Annotated in this window: 17 protein-coding genes and 1 pseudogene; 1 reads left to right on the forward strand and 17 read right to left on the reverse strand. The window is 31.5% G+C overall.

Translation table 11 applies throughout. The annotated features are described in order from the left end of the window. Position 1 precedes the first annotated feature (1 nt). The 3 genes from ACHRVL_RS06370 to ACHRVL_RS06380 are packed head-to-tail and all read right to left on the reverse strand — an operon-like array spanning position 2 to position 3418. Positions 2–889, reverse strand: a complete 888-nt coding sequence (locus tag ACHRVL_RS06370; RefSeq protein WP_395411230.1) for a TniB family NTP-binding protein — start codon at positions 887–889, stop codon at positions 2–4. After that, positions 873–2729: a Mu transposase C-terminal domain-containing protein gene (locus ACHRVL_RS06375; protein ID WP_395411232.1), complete on the reverse strand. Its 1857-nt coding sequence runs from the start codon at positions 2727–2729 to the stop codon at positions 873–875. The genes ACHRVL_RS06370 and ACHRVL_RS06375 overlap by 17 nt, the downstream gene beginning before the upstream one ends. After that, positions 2717–3418: a TnsA endonuclease N-terminal domain-containing protein gene (locus ACHRVL_RS06380; RefSeq protein ID WP_395411234.1), complete on the reverse strand. Its 702-nt coding sequence runs from the start codon at positions 3416–3418 to the stop codon at positions 2717–2719. Before ACHRVL_RS06380 ends, ACHRVL_RS06375 begins: the two co-directional genes overlap by 13 nt. Before the next feature lie 112 nt (positions 3419–3530). Between ACHRVL_RS06380 and ACHRVL_RS06385 the strand changes: the two are divergent. After that, positions 3531–4214, forward strand: a pseudogene (locus ACHRVL_RS06385) (YifB family Mg chelatase-like AAA ATPase); the annotation flags it as partial. 167 nt (positions 4215–4381) lie between these two features. On the opposite strand, the gene ACHRVL_RS06390 reads toward ACHRVL_RS06385, so the two are convergent. From ACHRVL_RS06390 to ACHRVL_RS06455, 14 genes are all read right to left on the reverse strand, one after another. After that, positions 4382–5971, reverse strand: coding sequence for an ABC-F family ATP-binding cassette domain-containing protein (locus ACHRVL_RS06390; protein WP_395411235.1), 1590 nt, complete (start codon positions 5969–5971; stop codon positions 4382–4384). Between the two features lie 151 nt (positions 5972–6122). Then, positions 6123–6491: a nuclear transport factor 2 family protein gene (locus tag ACHRVL_RS06395; protein ID WP_395411237.1), complete on the reverse strand. Its 369-nt coding sequence runs from the start codon at positions 6489–6491 to the stop codon at positions 6123–6125. A 35-nt stretch (positions 6492–6526) separates the two neighbouring features. After that, complete coding sequence (locus tag ACHRVL_RS06400) at positions 6527–7213, reverse strand: GNAT family N-acetyltransferase (protein WP_395411238.1); 687 nt, start codon at positions 7211–7213, stop codon at positions 6527–6529. 5 nt (positions 7214–7218) lie between these two features. Beyond that, positions 7219–8085 (reverse strand): alpha/beta hydrolase, encoded by an 867-nt coding sequence (locus ACHRVL_RS06405; RefSeq protein ID WP_395411240.1) that lies wholly within the window; start codon positions 8083–8085, stop codon positions 7219–7221. A gap of 84 nt (positions 8086–8169) precedes the next feature. Next, the gene (locus ACHRVL_RS06410) at positions 8170–8667 is read right to left on the reverse strand and encodes an SRPBCC domain-containing protein (RefSeq protein ID WP_395411242.1); all 498 of its coding nucleotides are present in this window, start codon (positions 8665–8667) and stop codon (positions 8170–8172) included. A gap of 49 nt (positions 8668–8716) precedes the next feature. Then, a complete protein-coding gene (locus tag ACHRVL_RS06415; protein WP_395411244.1) occupies positions 8717–9211 on the reverse strand; it encodes an SRPBCC domain-containing protein in 495 nt (164 codons plus the stop codon). Then, a complete protein-coding gene (locus tag ACHRVL_RS06420) occupies positions 9201–9527 on the reverse strand; it encodes an ArsR/SmtB family transcription factor (protein ID WP_395411246.1) in 327 nt (108 codons plus the stop codon). The genes ACHRVL_RS06415 and ACHRVL_RS06420 overlap by 11 nt, the downstream gene beginning before the upstream one ends. A 208-nt stretch (positions 9528–9735) precedes the next feature. Further along, entirely contained in the window at positions 9736–10290 is a 555-nt protein-coding gene (locus ACHRVL_RS06425) for a hypothetical protein (RefSeq protein WP_395411247.1), read from the reverse strand. A 42-nt stretch (positions 10291–10332) separates the two neighbouring features. Further along, positions 10333–11517: a hypothetical protein gene (locus tag ACHRVL_RS06430; RefSeq protein ID WP_395411249.1), complete on the reverse strand. Its 1185-nt coding sequence runs from the start codon at positions 11515–11517 to the stop codon at positions 10333–10335. Positions 11518–11701: 184 nt separating this feature from the next. Further along, the gene (locus tag ACHRVL_RS06435) at positions 11702–12169 is read right to left on the reverse strand and encodes a DUF1572 domain-containing protein (protein WP_395411252.1); all 468 of its coding nucleotides are present in this window, start codon (positions 12167–12169) and stop codon (positions 11702–11704) included. A 192-nt stretch (positions 12170–12361) separates the two neighbouring features. Further along, the gene (locus tag ACHRVL_RS06440; protein WP_395411253.1) at positions 12362–12847 is read right to left on the reverse strand and encodes a hypothetical protein; all 486 of its coding nucleotides are present in this window, start codon (positions 12845–12847) and stop codon (positions 12362–12364) included. Positions 12848–12928: 81 nt separating this feature from the next. Continuing rightward, entirely contained in the window at positions 12929–13291 is a 363-nt protein-coding gene (locus tag ACHRVL_RS06445; protein ID WP_395411255.1) for a hypothetical protein, read from the reverse strand. A 58-nt stretch (positions 13292–13349) separates the two neighbouring features. Continuing rightward, positions 13350–13799 carry a hypothetical protein gene (locus tag ACHRVL_RS06450; RefSeq protein ID WP_395411257.1) on the reverse strand — a complete coding sequence of 150 codons (450 nt, stop codon included), beginning with the start codon at positions 13797–13799 and terminating at the stop codon, positions 13350–13352. A 60-nt stretch (positions 13800–13859) separates the two neighbouring features. Beyond that, positions 13860–14138, reverse strand: coding sequence for a hypothetical protein (locus tag ACHRVL_RS06455; RefSeq protein WP_395411259.1), 279 nt, complete (start codon positions 14136–14138; stop codon positions 13860–13862). Positions 14139–14157 lie beyond the last annotated feature (19 nt).

Below are 14157 nucleotides of genomic sequence, written 5' to 3' on the forward strand. Positions count from 1 at the left end.
ATTACAATTTAAAAATCATTTTTTTTCTATCGCTAGGAGGAACGAAATCAATATTATTTAAAATGTTTTTATTGATTTTCTCTACTCCGCTTTCTATCGCGAGAATAGAGGACAGCTCTAATATACGTGAGATTTCACCAATTAGTCCTTCACTCATTGCAAGTATCTTTGTTGAAATGGATGGTTCAATTAACATAGATTCTTCCTTCAGAGGGAGCAGTCTTTCAAAACTTGCAAGTAATCTTAAATATTCTTCGTCATTTCGCCATTTTTTTAAAACTTTGGGTTCAAAACGATTTGCTAGTTGTGGATCGGTCTGAATTGCATTAAATGCTTCTTTTGTTCCAGAGCATACCATACTTATTCTAAGTTCGTTTGATAGAAATTTTAATACATTCAAAAAGGATCTTTGTTTAGATAAGTTTCCTGCTAGAACGTGGTGTATTTCATCAATTATTAAAAGTCTTAATTCTACTTTTTTAAGAAGATGAATCACTCTCTGTTGTTTCATTTCAATTTTTTCGGATGAGTTATAGGGAGCAAACAGTGATTCTAGAATCGCATTGTATAATCTTCTTTCATCTGGTTCCGGCGGGGCTTGTATTAAAAGCACAGGAACAACAAGCTTGCTTGTTTCTTCTTCTACAAATGATTGATTTGCTTTTAAAAATTTATTGAGCAGCGCAGTTTTTCCGTTATTTGAGTCTCCAACCAGCAAAATATTAGGCATTCTGTGATTAATAGGGTAGTTTAATAATTCATCGAACCTGCTTATTATGTTACTGGCTTGAGAATAACCAATCCATTTAGATTTTCTTATAGAAATAATTCTTTCACTATCAGAATAATTATTTAAAATCTCTTTTGTTTTATCATGTAAATGCTTCATCGTCTAAATCTTCAAAAGGTTTAATGTCTAGAAAACTAATTTTTGGATTATCTTCTATTTCATCGTTGACTAAAATTGTTTTTTGCTCATTTCTTTTGTCAGCATATCTAGTAGTTCTTTTTAATTTTTTTGTTTCTAAAATTGATTTTAATTCAATTTTTTCCATTGTTCTGTATGCATTAAAAATTGCTTCTTCATCTATTGCTACATTATTGCTGTTCAGTTTTCTAACAGCCTCTTTATATTCCCAAATAGAAATTGCAGGTTTAGATGTATCTCGATAGGGAATTTCAAAATAATCATTTATTTCAGGATCAAAAAAATAAACGGTACTTATATCTCTGGGGTCTCGTCTGAAGATGAATTTTCTTTTTGGGCTGTTACTAGCTAATGATTCTCGAGAATGGATATATTTTCTTAATACATCATGATAGTAAGTAATATGATCTATTATGACTCCGTATTCCTGAATTGTTCTTTCAGTATAAGGCATGAAATCAAGTTTTAATCTTTTTTCATTTAATAGTTTAGGAGGTATACCGCATCCATTAATTAGATCACTTCCCATTAATCCCTCTTTGTATTTTTGTAAAGGTGACATACCAATACCGGAATGATTTCTTTTATGATAAACATTGACTATATAAGTCATTAGCCATTTCTCAAATTCAGAGATTGTTAAGGAAGCATTTTTTTCTGAATCATAGTTTATTCGACTTTCAGGAGAAGAGAATGTTGTTCCAGGTAAGTTATGAATCTCTTTTGAAAAAGTTCCTAATAATCGTTCAACATGCCCTCCCCAATGAGGCTGAGCTACTGGTCTAAATTCTAAATTTATACCATAGTTTTGACAAGCTTTTCTAAGCATATTTCCTCTGAACTCTCGGGCATTATCAACATGTATTGTTGACATAATGCCCCAACAAGGCCATTCGCCTTCGACATGATTTCGTTCCATCCAAATCTCTTTGGAAAGAATTGAATTTGCAATACAAAGACCTGTTCCCATTTCTCCGGGTGGATCAAAAGAAAGATAAAAACCAACAACCATTCTACTGTATACATCTACAGCGATAGTTAGCCAAGGTCTGATGAAAGCCTTTCTATAATGTTCATCCACAAGAATAATATCAACTTTGGTGTGGTCGATCTGAACAACAGATAGAGGATAGTCGGCACCGGGGAAAGAATTTTTTATCGGTTCAAATTTGTCTCTAGCTTTACTTTTCCCAAACCTAGCTTTTAGTACTTCTTCTTCAGATAATGATTTTATCCTTTTTCGAATAGTGTTTGAATGAGGAATTGGAATATTTTTGTCTTTGCAATTTTTTTCAATATCTCTTACAATTTTTGTAATCGATTTTTTTGACGGATTTAAGTATAAATTATTAATTGAATTGTTTATGATTATATCTTGCTCATTAGATAATCTGCTTTTTCCTCGTCCTCCATTTTTTTTATGACCTAACAAAGAAGATATTACACTTGTTTCATCATAAAGTTTTAACCATCTGTATATTGTTGTGTAATGAATTTTTTTGTCAATAGATATACTTTCTATTAATTTAAAGTTTTTTCTATTACCTAATATAGGTTTTATAATCTCAAATCTCCTTTGTGCTTCATCCCATTCTTTCTCTGTTAACGCAGAAATATTATTATCGGGTAATTTTTTAGTTGAATTAGTGTAATTTTTTATTTCAGAAGTTTTTACGGTGTGTATAACATTATTTTGTAATTCTTGAATACTCACCTGATCTATATCTACAATTCTAATTATTACTGCTTCTCTATTTTTAAAAATTACCTTTTCACCTATTTCAATAACTAATCTTTCCATATAGCAGAATTTAAGTTTAATGGGTTATTTAAATCACATTCAATAAAATTGTTTGCGATTAAATACCAAGTTAAGAAAATTAACTCAGCTTTCTTTTCCCAGTCATTTGTAATTTTACTGATTAATTGATTAATTGTACAGCATTCACATTGATCAATTTTATCCAACAATATACAAGCGTAACTAGTATCAAAATGTAAACCAGTTGCTTGATAATCAATTTTGTCAAAGAAATCTCTATATCTGGAAAGAAATTTTATGTTTTTAAGTAGTATATGTTTTTCATCACGAATGTATGCATCGCTAATTACTCTAAAAACTAAATCATTATTGATGCAATATTTTCTAGCAGATTCAAATTTTTCTTCTAGTTCATCTTTTTTTTCTAAAAGTTCAGATTCGTATTTAATCTCAATGATTTCGTCTTTTCGAAATTTATCGTGATAGTTTATTAAAAAATCTGGAGTATATTTTCTGTTTTTACCTTGGGAATCTATGTAAGGTATTTCGATTGGTTGCTCTAGATAAGAGCATACTTTTATATCAAATTCAATTAAGTATATGAAATCTTTTTCTAAAGAAGATTCAAATTGAATTGATCTGCTCAGTTTTTTACTGCATATCTGTCCAGAAAGTGAACTGCTTTTGAAGCTAATTTCACGTACTCTTTTTTTTAGTTTTAGTGTCATCTTTTGTTGTAAGATTCTATATTTAAGGAATTGCATGAACTATTTTAGCATCTACTTGTGTAATAAGCGTGATAAATAATTAGATTTTTAGCATCTACTAGCAAATATAACAGGAGGAAGTTATCCGCAGCCGGGAGAAATTTCGATGGCACATAATGGCGTTTTGTTTTTAGACGAATTGCCAGAATTTAAGCGTGATGTTTTAGAAGTAATACGCCAGCCGTTAGAAGATCGTGAAGTAACAATTTCAAGAGCAAAATTTACCGTAACTTATCCCTCATCCTTTATGCTTGTGGCAAGTATGAACCCAAGTCCAAGTGGTTTTTTTAATGATCCAAGCATGCCTAATACTTCGTCACCGCACGAAATGCAACGTTATATGAGTAAAATTTCAGGTCCTCTTTTAGACCGAATTGACATTCATATTGAAGTTACTCCGGTTCCATTTGATAAATTGGCAGACGACCGTAAAGCCGAAAGCAGTGTCGAAATTCGTAAGCGTGTAACCGCCGCACGTGAAATTCAGACCAAACGTTTTGAAAACGTAGAAAACATCCATTATAATGCACAAATGAGCAGTAAACTTATTAGGGAGTTTTGTGCCTTAGACGAACAATCTAAAGAACTTTTAAAAACAGCTATGGAACGTTTGAATCTTTCTGCAAGAGCTTATGATAGAATTTTGAAGGTAGCACGCACGATTGCCGATTTAGATAATTCAGAAAATATAATTTCCCAGCATATCGCCGAAGCAATTCAATATCGAAGTTTAGATCGTGAGGGGTGGCTTGGGTAATTGACTTTAGATTATAATACTTTGTACAGAAAACTTTGTCAAAGTTTCAAACTTTGACAAAGTTCTGCGTAATCTTGTCATTCCGAGGAATGCGAAATCTTCATAAGAAACTAGACAACAGCGCGTGCTCAGCGTGTGTGATTTCTCGTTCCTCGAAATGACAAATTTTAATATAATTCAATAAAATCCTCAATAAGTATTTCCTCCAAAAAAAAAGCATCGTGCGAAACCACAATTAAAGTCCCTTTATATTCATTAATTGCTGCTGTCAAGATTTCGATATTTTGAATGTCAAGATTGTTTGTTGGTTCATCCAAAATAATAATATGCGGAGCTTGATTATTAATTGTTAAGCAGCAAAGCATCAAACGCATTTTTTCGCCTCCGCTTAAAGCGAAACAAGGCTTGTTCCAGTCATTTTGCAAAAACAGAAATTTATTCAGTTTCATTTTTACATCATGTTCCTGTAAACCCGAAACATTAAATTTTTGAGCCTGTTCATAAACCGAAATTCCATTTTCGATAAGTGAATAATCTTGATCGATATAAATAATTTTCGAATCGGCTTTGTAAATTGTTCCTATTTTGGGATGCAATTCACCCATGATTATTTTAATCAAAGTTGTTTTTCCAGAGCCATTTAAACCTTTCAGCCCCATACGCTGACCACTTAGAATTTGGAAGCTAAGCGGTTTTTCCCATAGCAAATGATCTTCGTAACTGTGGTTAATAGCAGTCGCTGAAAAAAGTGTTTTGCCTTTATGTAAATTTGTTTTGGCAAAGCCAAATTTCATTTGATCAATATCAGGTAAAGAGGATCGCAATTCCTGTAATTCGGTTGATATTCCACTAATCTTTTCAGCATGAACACCTTTCGTTTTAGCAGTACTGTTTTCGGCATTATTGCGTAAAGTGTTCATCATAATTCTAGAAACTCCAGCTTTCTTTTGCTTCTTTTCACCGCGGGAATCAAGTTTGTTTTGACGTTCGAGAGTTTCGCGTTCTTTCTCTTTTGCTTTGCGTAAAGCTTTTTCTTTACCCTGAATATCTTGGCTTAAAGCATTGTTTTCGATACGTTTTTGTTCAGTATAAAAATCGTAGTTACCGCCATAAATCGTAATTCCGTATTTTGATAATTCGTAAACCGGATGCAATAAATTAAGTAGTTTTCGATCGTGACTTACAACAATCAAAGTTGAAGAAGTATTTTTTAGAAAATTGTATAACAATTCTCTTCCTGAAACATCCAAATGATTACTTGGTTCATCAAGCAAAACAAGTTCAGGCTGATGAATTGAAATTCCAGCTAGGAAAACTTTTGTTTTTTGCCCGCCGCTTAATGTTTCTAATTTCTGATTCCAATTTAAATCTTGCAATTGCCAATATTGCAGTGCTTCATTACAGCGATCTTCAATTGTCCAGTCGTCGTTTAAAGTGCTGAGATTTTCTTCAGAAACATTTCCGTTAAGAATTTCTTGAAGCGCATTCAGTTTATCTTCAACCTGCAAAGCCTGAGCAATACTAAGATGATTAAACTGTCCGAATATTTGCGGCAGATAATAAGGCTTAGAATCCGTTTTTAATACTCCGCCAGCAGGTTGTAATTCATCCGCAATAATTTTTAATAATGTCGATTTTCCAACACCGTTGCTTCCTATTAAAGCAATTTTTTCGTGAGGATTAACGGTAAAAGTGATTTTATCAAACAGCAAATCTTTGTTTGAATGCAGGTATGAGATATTTTGTAAAATAACCATAATTTCTTTCTTTAAGGAATAAACAAATGAGCAAGCCTTTTGAGGCTTACCTTAAAATTGTCCGAAAGAAATTTTTAATCACATAGAGTTTGTGCGGTTTATTTAGTGAGGCAAAGATATAAAAAATATTTTTTAAGATTTGAATTCCAGATTATTCAAATTTTAAATTGGCATTTTTAGACATTAGATAGGAAGTGAGTTTTTTTATTTTTCCGTTTTCCATTTCAAAAACATCACAAAAAATGGCATCCAGTTTGTTACCGTTTTTCATGTTTCCTTGAACAGCGCCTTCGGCAATTACAATATCATTTTCTTCGATTAATTTTATAATCTGAATCGTTGGACTGCCAATAAAATTGTCATTTTCAATTTCTTTGTCAAAAGCTTTTTTACCAACATGTTGATATATTCCAGGCATTTCCCAAACTACATCATCAGTAAGACAGGCAAGAATTCTTTGATGGTCACTTACCATAAAAGCAGCCATATATTCGTTTATGGTTTGTTTATTTGGTGTCATGATTCGTAAAATGATAAATGAATAGAAATCTAAATTTACAACTTTTTAGAAATATTCCAGAAACTCATTTTTCTTCGTGTAACAAAGCCTAGTTTTTCATAGAGTTTTATGGCTCCAAGATTAGTTTCGACAACGTGTAAAAATGGAATTTTGCCTTCATCAAAAATATTGTTTACAACATGTGAAGTCAATTGTTTGGCGTAACCTTTTCCGGTATGATCTGGATGCGTTATAATGGCGCTGACTTCGGTAAAATTATTCATTTTCATTCGTTCGCCTGCAATGGATACTAATTTTTTATTGGAGAAAATTCCGTAGTAATTACCCAATAAAAATGTATTGGCTTTAAAATATCCAGGTTGAACTAAATTTACCAATTCAAATAACTCTTCTTTATGTTCTTCAGTGAGTTTGATAATTTCATTGTCAAATGTTATTTGCACTTTTTCACGAACAATCATTTGAAGACAAATGAGTTCTTTGGCAATTTTTAAAGTGTCAAGAATTTTAGGCTTTTCGCCAACAATAAAGAAATTGCCGCATAATGAAGCATATTTATCTGCTGATTCTGGAGTACTCTCAAGTTCTAAATATCCTCCAAACGGACAATAATCAGGATTATAAAACTTGGTTCCGTTATACTCTAAAGCAAATTTTTGATGACTTTCTGATAATGAATTCCAAACGGGATTGTCTAATTTGCTTTCTTCAGTAATTTTCATTTGTATTATTTGTTTTGAGGATAAAAGAATTTAAAAGAATTTGAAACGGCAGGATGTAAAATTGTACCGTGATTCTCCTCTGGGAAATAATCAAAATAGACTTTTATATTTTTGCTTTGAGATGCTTTTATTTTTTCTGCCAATAGATTAGCGTCAACTTCCATTACACGCGGAATTTCTGTAGGAGTAAGACCTTCTTTGCCTACTGCAATATAAATCTCTGTTTTCTGTTTGAAGTTTTCCTGAAGAATTTCTGGATTCTGATTTAAAATAGAACCATTATTCCACCATAAACTCGGACTTACAATTACGTATTTGTTAAATAGTAATGGTTTTTTGAATAAGATTTCTGTTTCCAGTAATCCACCCAGAGATTGCCCTATAATGGTTTTTGAATTGTTTGTTTTGTATTTTTTGTCAATAAAAGGCTGTAATTCCTTTTCGATAAAAGCAATAAATTTATCCGAATGCCCCGTTGTTGGAAATCGGTTTTTATCATTTTGAACAGTTGTAGGAAAAGTAAAATCTCTTCTTCGATCTACGGTTGCAATACCTACAACAATTGATTTTGGAACTTGATTGATCCATTCAAAACTATTAAACTGTACTAAACCTGAGATATGTATAAAATCTTCATCTGCAGAACCATCTAATAAATAAATTACAGGATATTTTGTCGTGTCTTTTGCTGTGTAGCCTTCAGGAAGATAAATGTTTAAAATTCTATTTTCGCCTAATTCTTTCGATTGTATTTCATCAATAACCCCAAGTACAAATGGTTTGCTAATGTCTGTTGATTTTGATTTGTTGTTCTGACTGAAAATAGAAATTGAAAAAAGGAATAAGAGGATTGAAGTTGAGAAATTGTTCATTGTTTAAAGGAAATAGTATAAAGACGAAAGTTACAATTTTATTGTTTTGAAGCTTTCGTCTTTATACTATTTTAATGACTTTTTTTATTTTTTCGCAAAAATTTCATCCAAACCTTCAAGAGCAATTGTGAAACCTTCTTTGAAGCCCATTTCGATAATTTTTTCTAAATCGGATAGTTTATCATGTTTAATGGCAATATCTACAATTGTCAAATTTCCTTGCTCAGAAAAGTTAACATTCCAGTCAGAACGCGGAAAATCTGCGTTTAAGTTTCCTTCGTTGTCACTAAAAGCATCTAGATATTTAAAATTAGTTTTAGGTGTTATCGATGTAAAATCGGCTATTGCCCAGTGTTCTTCGCCTTGTGGTCCTACCATAGCATAAAGTCGTCGGCCGCCTTCTTTAAATTCCATGCTTTTTGTTCTGGCTTTCCAAGGAGATGGTGCCCACCATTGATCTAGAATTTCTGCTTCTGTCCATGCCGACCACACATTTGCAAGAGGAGCATTAAATTCGCGTTTTACATTTACAGTGCTGTTTTCCTTGTCTACAGTAAAATTCATTAATAGATTAGATTTCATTTTCTTTCGATTTTAGATTTATTACTATTTTTTGACTCTGTTTTTATTTTTATGCTTCAAAGATTTTGTCCAAACTTTGCATAGTGGCTGTAATTCCTTCTTTGAACCCCATTTCGATTATTTTTTCTAATTCTTCTAAACTATCTCGTTTAATTGCAATATCAACAACCGTCAGATTCCCTTTTTCAGAAAACGTTAAATCCCAATATGAGCTTCCAAAAGCTGAATTTGGATTTCCATCAGCATCACAAAAGTTAGAAGAATATTTAAAGTTTGTTTTTGGAGAAATAGAAGTATAATCAAAAGAACTCCAGCGTTCTTCGCCTTCCAGACCAACCATAGCATAAAGTCTTCGTCCGCCTTCTTTAAAATCCATACTTTTCGTTTTCGATTTAAAAGGCGCCGGCGCCCACCATTGATCTAGAATTGCGGGTTCGGTCCATGCCGACCAAACGTTTGGTAAAGGAGCATTAAATTCACGTTTTATGTTTACCGTTTTATTTTCTTTATCTACAGTAAAATTCATTGCTAAATTAGATTCCATTTTCTTTAGATTTTAGGTTCATTAATACTTGATCTAATTGACTGAAACGGCTTTCCCATATTTGTTTAAATTGCTCAAGCCATTGATCAATTTCTTTCATTTTATCGATTTTGAGTTGATAATAAATTTCTCTTCCCATTTTTGTTTCATCTAATAATTCACATTCATTAAGAATTTTAATGTGTTTAGAAACTGCTTGTCTTGTTGTATTAAATTGCTCTGCAATTGCATTGGGAGTTAATGCATTAGAAGCAACTAAAACCAGAATTGCTCTTCGGGTTGGGTCAGCAATGGCTTGAAAAATATCTCGTTTCATTTTTTAATTATTTAAATAAGCAACTAATCAGTTGCAAATATACGCAACTTTTTGGTTGCGCAATATAAATTTTGATTTTTTTTTTAATCATAACTGCAAAATGAAGTAAAACGCAGAGAAATGTAATGTTGCAAAACAAACAGAGGCTCACTGTATTAAGTGAGCCTCTGTCTAAATCTAAATGTAATGTTTTTATAAATCTATAAAATTATTCTTGCTGAATCCATTTGTATTTTCCGTTTTCCAAATAAATTATTCCACCGCCGCAGCTTTCTTCGGCGTGAATAAATATTCCGTCATTTAGCAGTTTTATTTTATCTTCTTCTTTGATTTCTTCATCTGCAAGTATATCGCCATTTTCGCCTACGTTATCCCAGTACAATTCATTTTTTGGTGCTTTTTCAAATATTCCAGCCCAGTCAATCTCATCAAAACCTTGATCCAAAATATCATTTCCCATACCAAAATAATCGGTTTTATTTCCGTTCCCGAAAATGATTCTCAAACCGCTTTTTGCGTTTTTAGTGCTTCTTACAATTTCGACAGTTTCATTTAAACCATCTCCGTCAAGATCACATAAAATTTTATTTGTTTTATGTTTTTTTGATAATATGATTGTATCTGCAGTATTTTTGATTTCTATTTTCTCCGTTTTTTGGAGTGTGTCTTTTTTCGTAGTTGCAGTTGAGTCAGCCGGTTGTTTATCTTCTTTTTTGCAAGAGATAAAAAAGAGTGTGGCGATAACTAAAATTCTAAATTTCATATTTTGTTTTTAACTACTTCTATTTTGAATTAGATGGGCTTATTATCTGAATTTATTTCGAACAATAATATCTTTAATTTTTGCTTTTAAATCTTCGCCGGTATCATAAACCATTTGTTCGTTGTTAGGAAAAGGAATCGCGCGTTTTGTAAAATAACTGATATAGTTATCGTCGCAGGCATTTCTGTCGCCTTTGTAAGTCGAATAAATATTCTCAAAGAAATATTCGCTGGTTACAGGAAATGACTGTAGTAATTGATTTGTTCTTACATCAACATAATCTACCACTGCAGTAACTTGACAAGACTTAAATTGTCTAAATTCGTAAACATTTGCGCGAAGCATTCTGTAATTATCGACTTTTATTTCCTTGCCCAAACTGTCTTTTACAGGTCTTCCTCGACTGTCTAAAAGTGTTTTCATGCCATCTTTAATCTGTCTTTCTTTTATAAATTCTTTCTCCTTAATTTGTTCTGGCGAAATATTTATTTGTCTAAAATTGATTATTAAGCTGTAATCGTAAGTAATATTTTTTTGTCGGGCGCTGTGATAAACGGTCCATTTATCATTTAGTCCGTACGTTTTAAAATCTAATAAATCGTCTTGAAGCATTTTCGGAATCACCATATTGGTTTGATTTTTAGCATAAACATCTACAAAATCAGTTCCTTTAAACAGTGCGTCTTCCATTAGTTTTTTAGCATTCTTATAGTTTGGACTGATGTTTTCTAAATACGTTAAATCGTCATAGGCTTTTCTATAATCAAGTTTATTGTTTGATTTTAAAAGAGTCAAAGCATTTTCGTATAAATATCTGGTAAGAGCAATTTTACTGCTTATAATTTGGTTTGAGTAGTTATCAAAAGAAAAAGAAGCATTTTTTCCCTGTTTTAATAGTGGCAGAGGCAATAATGGTCTTATTTTTTCCTGACGGTTATTCAATTGTAAATAGGTGTTGTAAACACGTTCAGCATTAGTAGGAGTAGCTTCTTTAATCATTAAATCAAGATCACGAAGATCTCTTTCTTTGGCTTTTGCAAAAGCTTCTTCTAGTAAATACACATAATCTTGTTTTCCTTTTGAATCTTTTTTTGTTCTCAAAGCTTCAACTGCGCGATCAATAGCACCGTCATAATTGCCATCGCTTATTAAGGCCTGAGTTGTTTTTACGCCGCACGATGAGAGAATCAGAAAGAATATAGAGAATAATAAAGTAGTTTTTTGCATAGTATTTTTTTGAAAGTGCAAATATATTTCATTTAATTTTCAACAACCATGCCTTTTTTTAATTTATTTTAAGGAGCAGAACTTTATGTTTTTACAAGAACCTTTAGTCCCGCTTTCGTCTTTATTTCTGCGAGAATATCGCCTTTATCGGGGCTGGATTAAAACGTTTAGTTTTTAATAAACCTTATTTTGTCAGCAGTTTTTTAATCAAAACAATTTGTCCTAAATGGTAATAACTATGTTCAATCATAGCATCAATATTTCTTTTGTAGGTTCCGTATTTTTCATCAGCAAAAAACTGGTCTAATTTTTCATCAGACATTTGTTCGACAAAAGAGGCAAATTCTTCAGAAGAACTCCAAAATTTCTCTAGAAAAATTTCCCAGTCTTCGGAAGAAGAAATAGGAGGAAAGTCAAAGCTGAATTTATCTTTTATGTCTAGAGTTCCGCCTTTAAAAACAGTATTAATTCCGTCAATATAATAGTGTATATGCTGCGCCAGAATAGCTATTGTATTTAAGTTCTGAATAGGAGTAACGGCAATTTTCCAATCTAGTTTTTCGAGCTGGTCTTTGTAATTGGTATTTGCAACCCAAGTTCCGTTAAGGATAATTTCTCTAAAACGATTGGCAATTTCTAATGCATTTTTCACATTTAAATAATTTAGAAGTTGATATTCTTTTATTGCATATTATTCACATTGGAGCTATAGAAAAGGTTTGTTGTTTGGCAAGAAATAATAAGTATTGCTAAAAGGAGTAAAGGTTTAATTTTCATATTGGCTTAGATAAAATTTAAAATGCGAATATAAAAAATTGCGTACGAAAAAACTTTGTTTTATTGGTTATTGAATATTTTGTTTATTCTCGATATCATTTCCATTATGTTCAATTTTGAGTATCCAGAAAGCAAATTTTGAATATTCGATTTCAATAAAGTCATCAATATTTATTAGGGAATAGGTTTTTTTTGTAACCTCATATTTAGGTATATCTTTCGAATTAAATACAATAAAATAATTCCTACTTTTTTTTAAGGTATAATATTTATCAATCACCTTAAAAGTGTTTACAATCTTAATTTGTGCTGAGAGGTCGTTGCTTGTTACTTTTAATCTTTTTAAGGAAAGTACTAACACGACGAGGGCTATGAGAATAATAACAAAAACGATGGTATTGAATATCGAAAACAAAGTATCTAAATCACTTAATCCCCAAGACCAAAGTGCAATAAATGAAAGAAATACAAATATGAAGACTTTCGTTTTTTTTACTTTACTTTTTATGGTTTGGATGTCTTTATCGGTTATTCGAGTTTCTGTTCGGTTCATTTTATAAGGAGTGTTCATTTGACTAAAGCTTCGCAGTGCTTATTTATTGGTCTAGTTAAGCTTGAGTCAATAGAAATATTGTTATTGTTTCCTATTCTTTAATTGATACACAATTTCCCAAAAAATAATAGATAAAAGAGCATTTGTAAATATGGCTGTTTTAACTAAGTAAGGATCATAATTTGAAAGTAAATGTAAATTGGCAAACTGCACCGCCAAAAATAATGCTAAAGAGGCAATGGCAATAGAACAAATTATGTTTAGCATCGGTTTCCATTTTAATCCTAAAAAAGCATAAATACTATTTAAAACAGCAAAACCACAACCCATAGTTATGTAAGGATCAGTTTTTAATATTTCGCCAAGTGATAGAAAAAAATGAGTAGAGGTAAGGTATAAAAAGAATAAAATGGAATAAAGCAGAATTCGTATTTGTAGTTTCATTTTTGTTGTTTTTTATCGCGTAAAATTAATCATTTAAAATGAAGCTTTGATTAGGATTTTATTGTAAAAGTGTCTCTATTTTAGTTTCAGATTTTTCTTTTAGCGGACTGTCTGAATGCAAACTCCAAATAACTAGAAATTTTCCTTTTACGAGATATTCTTCGGGATGTTCTTTAGTTGGCTGACCGTCTTTTCCCCATAATAATCCTTGCAGAAAACGGTCGCCTTTAAAAACGTGTTCAAATTCAAAATACAGTATAGAACCGCGATCTGTTTTACTTTTAAAACTCTGTATGGCTTTGCTTTTTACAGTTCCAACAATATTGCTGTAGGTTTCTATATCATTGTAAAAAGTACAGGCTTGAGGTGTTACACAAATATTGCCGTCACTTAAAGTATAGGTTTTTGGAATTTCTTTTGGTTTTAGTTTTAAGTCTGTGATGGTTTGACTGAATATATTGGTTGTAAGCAGTAGGGAAAATATTGATAAGGAAATCGTGATTTTCATGGATTTGGTGGTTTGATTTGTTTAGTTCTATTATTTTACTGCAGAAGTAAAATGGTTGTGTTATTCATCATCTTTGAGATACCTGCTGTCAAAATAAATCTTGTATTCCATTGTGTTTTTTTCTCTGTAAGGTTCTCCAGTTTTTTTGTCTTTCATTTCAACAAAAAAATCTTCGCTTAAAAAATCGACACAGCCATAAATATGTTTACGATCAGATTTATTGTTAGGTAATCTGTTGAGAACAAGTTTTGAAGTTCTTGTATAAACAAGTATTTCGCTTTTAGCATCTACCTGGTCTCTACTTGTAAAATAAGAGGGATAACCCCAAAATTTGCGCAATTTTATTTCTGCGGTTTTA

Source organism: Flavobacterium sp. FlaQc-28, assembly GCF_044007415.1.
Classification (GTDB): domain Bacteria; phylum Bacteroidota; class Bacteroidia; order Flavobacteriales; family Flavobacteriaceae; genus Flavobacterium.

Coding starts and splice junctions, on each gene's coding strand:
- ACHRVL_RS06375 (WP_395411232.1), bottom strand. CDS start 2,729: ATGGAAAGATTAGTTATTGAAATAGGTGAAAAGGTAATTTTTAAAAAT.
- ACHRVL_RS06405 (WP_395411240.1), bottom strand. CDS start 8,085: ATGAACAATTTCTCAACTTCAATCCTCTTATTCCTTTTTTCAATTTCT.
- ACHRVL_RS06430 (WP_395411249.1), bottom strand. CDS start 11,517: ATGCAAAAAACTACTTTATTATTCTCTATATTCTTTCTGATTCTCTCA.
- ACHRVL_RS06420 (WP_395411246.1), bottom strand. CDS start 9,527: ATGAAACGAGATATTTTTCAAGCCATTGCTGACCCAACCCGAAGAGCA.
- ACHRVL_RS06410 (WP_395411242.1), bottom strand. CDS start 8,667: ATGAAATCTAATCTATTAATGAATTTTACTGTAGACAAGGAAAACAGC.
- ACHRVL_RS06445 (WP_395411255.1), bottom strand. CDS start 13,291: ATGAAACTACAAATACGAATTCTGCTTTATTCCATTTTATTCTTTTTA.
- ACHRVL_RS06395 (WP_395411237.1), bottom strand. CDS start 6,491: ATGACACCAAATAAACAAACCATAAACGAATATATGGCTGCTTTTATG.
- ACHRVL_RS06390 (WP_395411235.1), bottom strand. CDS start 5,971: ATGGTTATTTTACAAAATATCTCATACCTGCATTCAAACAAAGATTTG.
- ACHRVL_RS06370 (WP_395411230.1), bottom strand. CDS start 889: ATGAAGCATTTACATGATAAAACAAAAGAGATTTTAAATAATTATTCT.
- ACHRVL_RS06440 (WP_395411253.1), bottom strand. CDS start 12,847: ATGAACCGAACAGAAACTCGAATAACCGATAAAGACATCCAAACCATA.
- ACHRVL_RS06450 (WP_395411257.1), bottom strand. CDS start 13,799: ATGAAAATCACGATTTCCTTATCAATATTTTCCCTACTGCTTACAACC.
- ACHRVL_RS06400 (WP_395411238.1), bottom strand. CDS start 7,213: ATGAAAATTACTGAAGAAAGCAAATTAGACAATCCCGTTTGGAATTCA.
- ACHRVL_RS06380 (WP_395411234.1), bottom strand. CDS start 3,418: ATGACACTAAAACTAAAAAAAAGAGTACGTGAAATTAGCTTCAAAAGC.
- ACHRVL_RS06425 (WP_395411247.1), bottom strand. CDS start 10,290: ATGAAATTTAGAATTTTAGTTATCGCCACACTCTTTTTTATCTCTTGC.
- ACHRVL_RS06415 (WP_395411244.1), bottom strand. CDS start 9,211: ATGGAATCTAATTTAGCAATGAATTTTACTGTAGATAAAGAAAATAAA.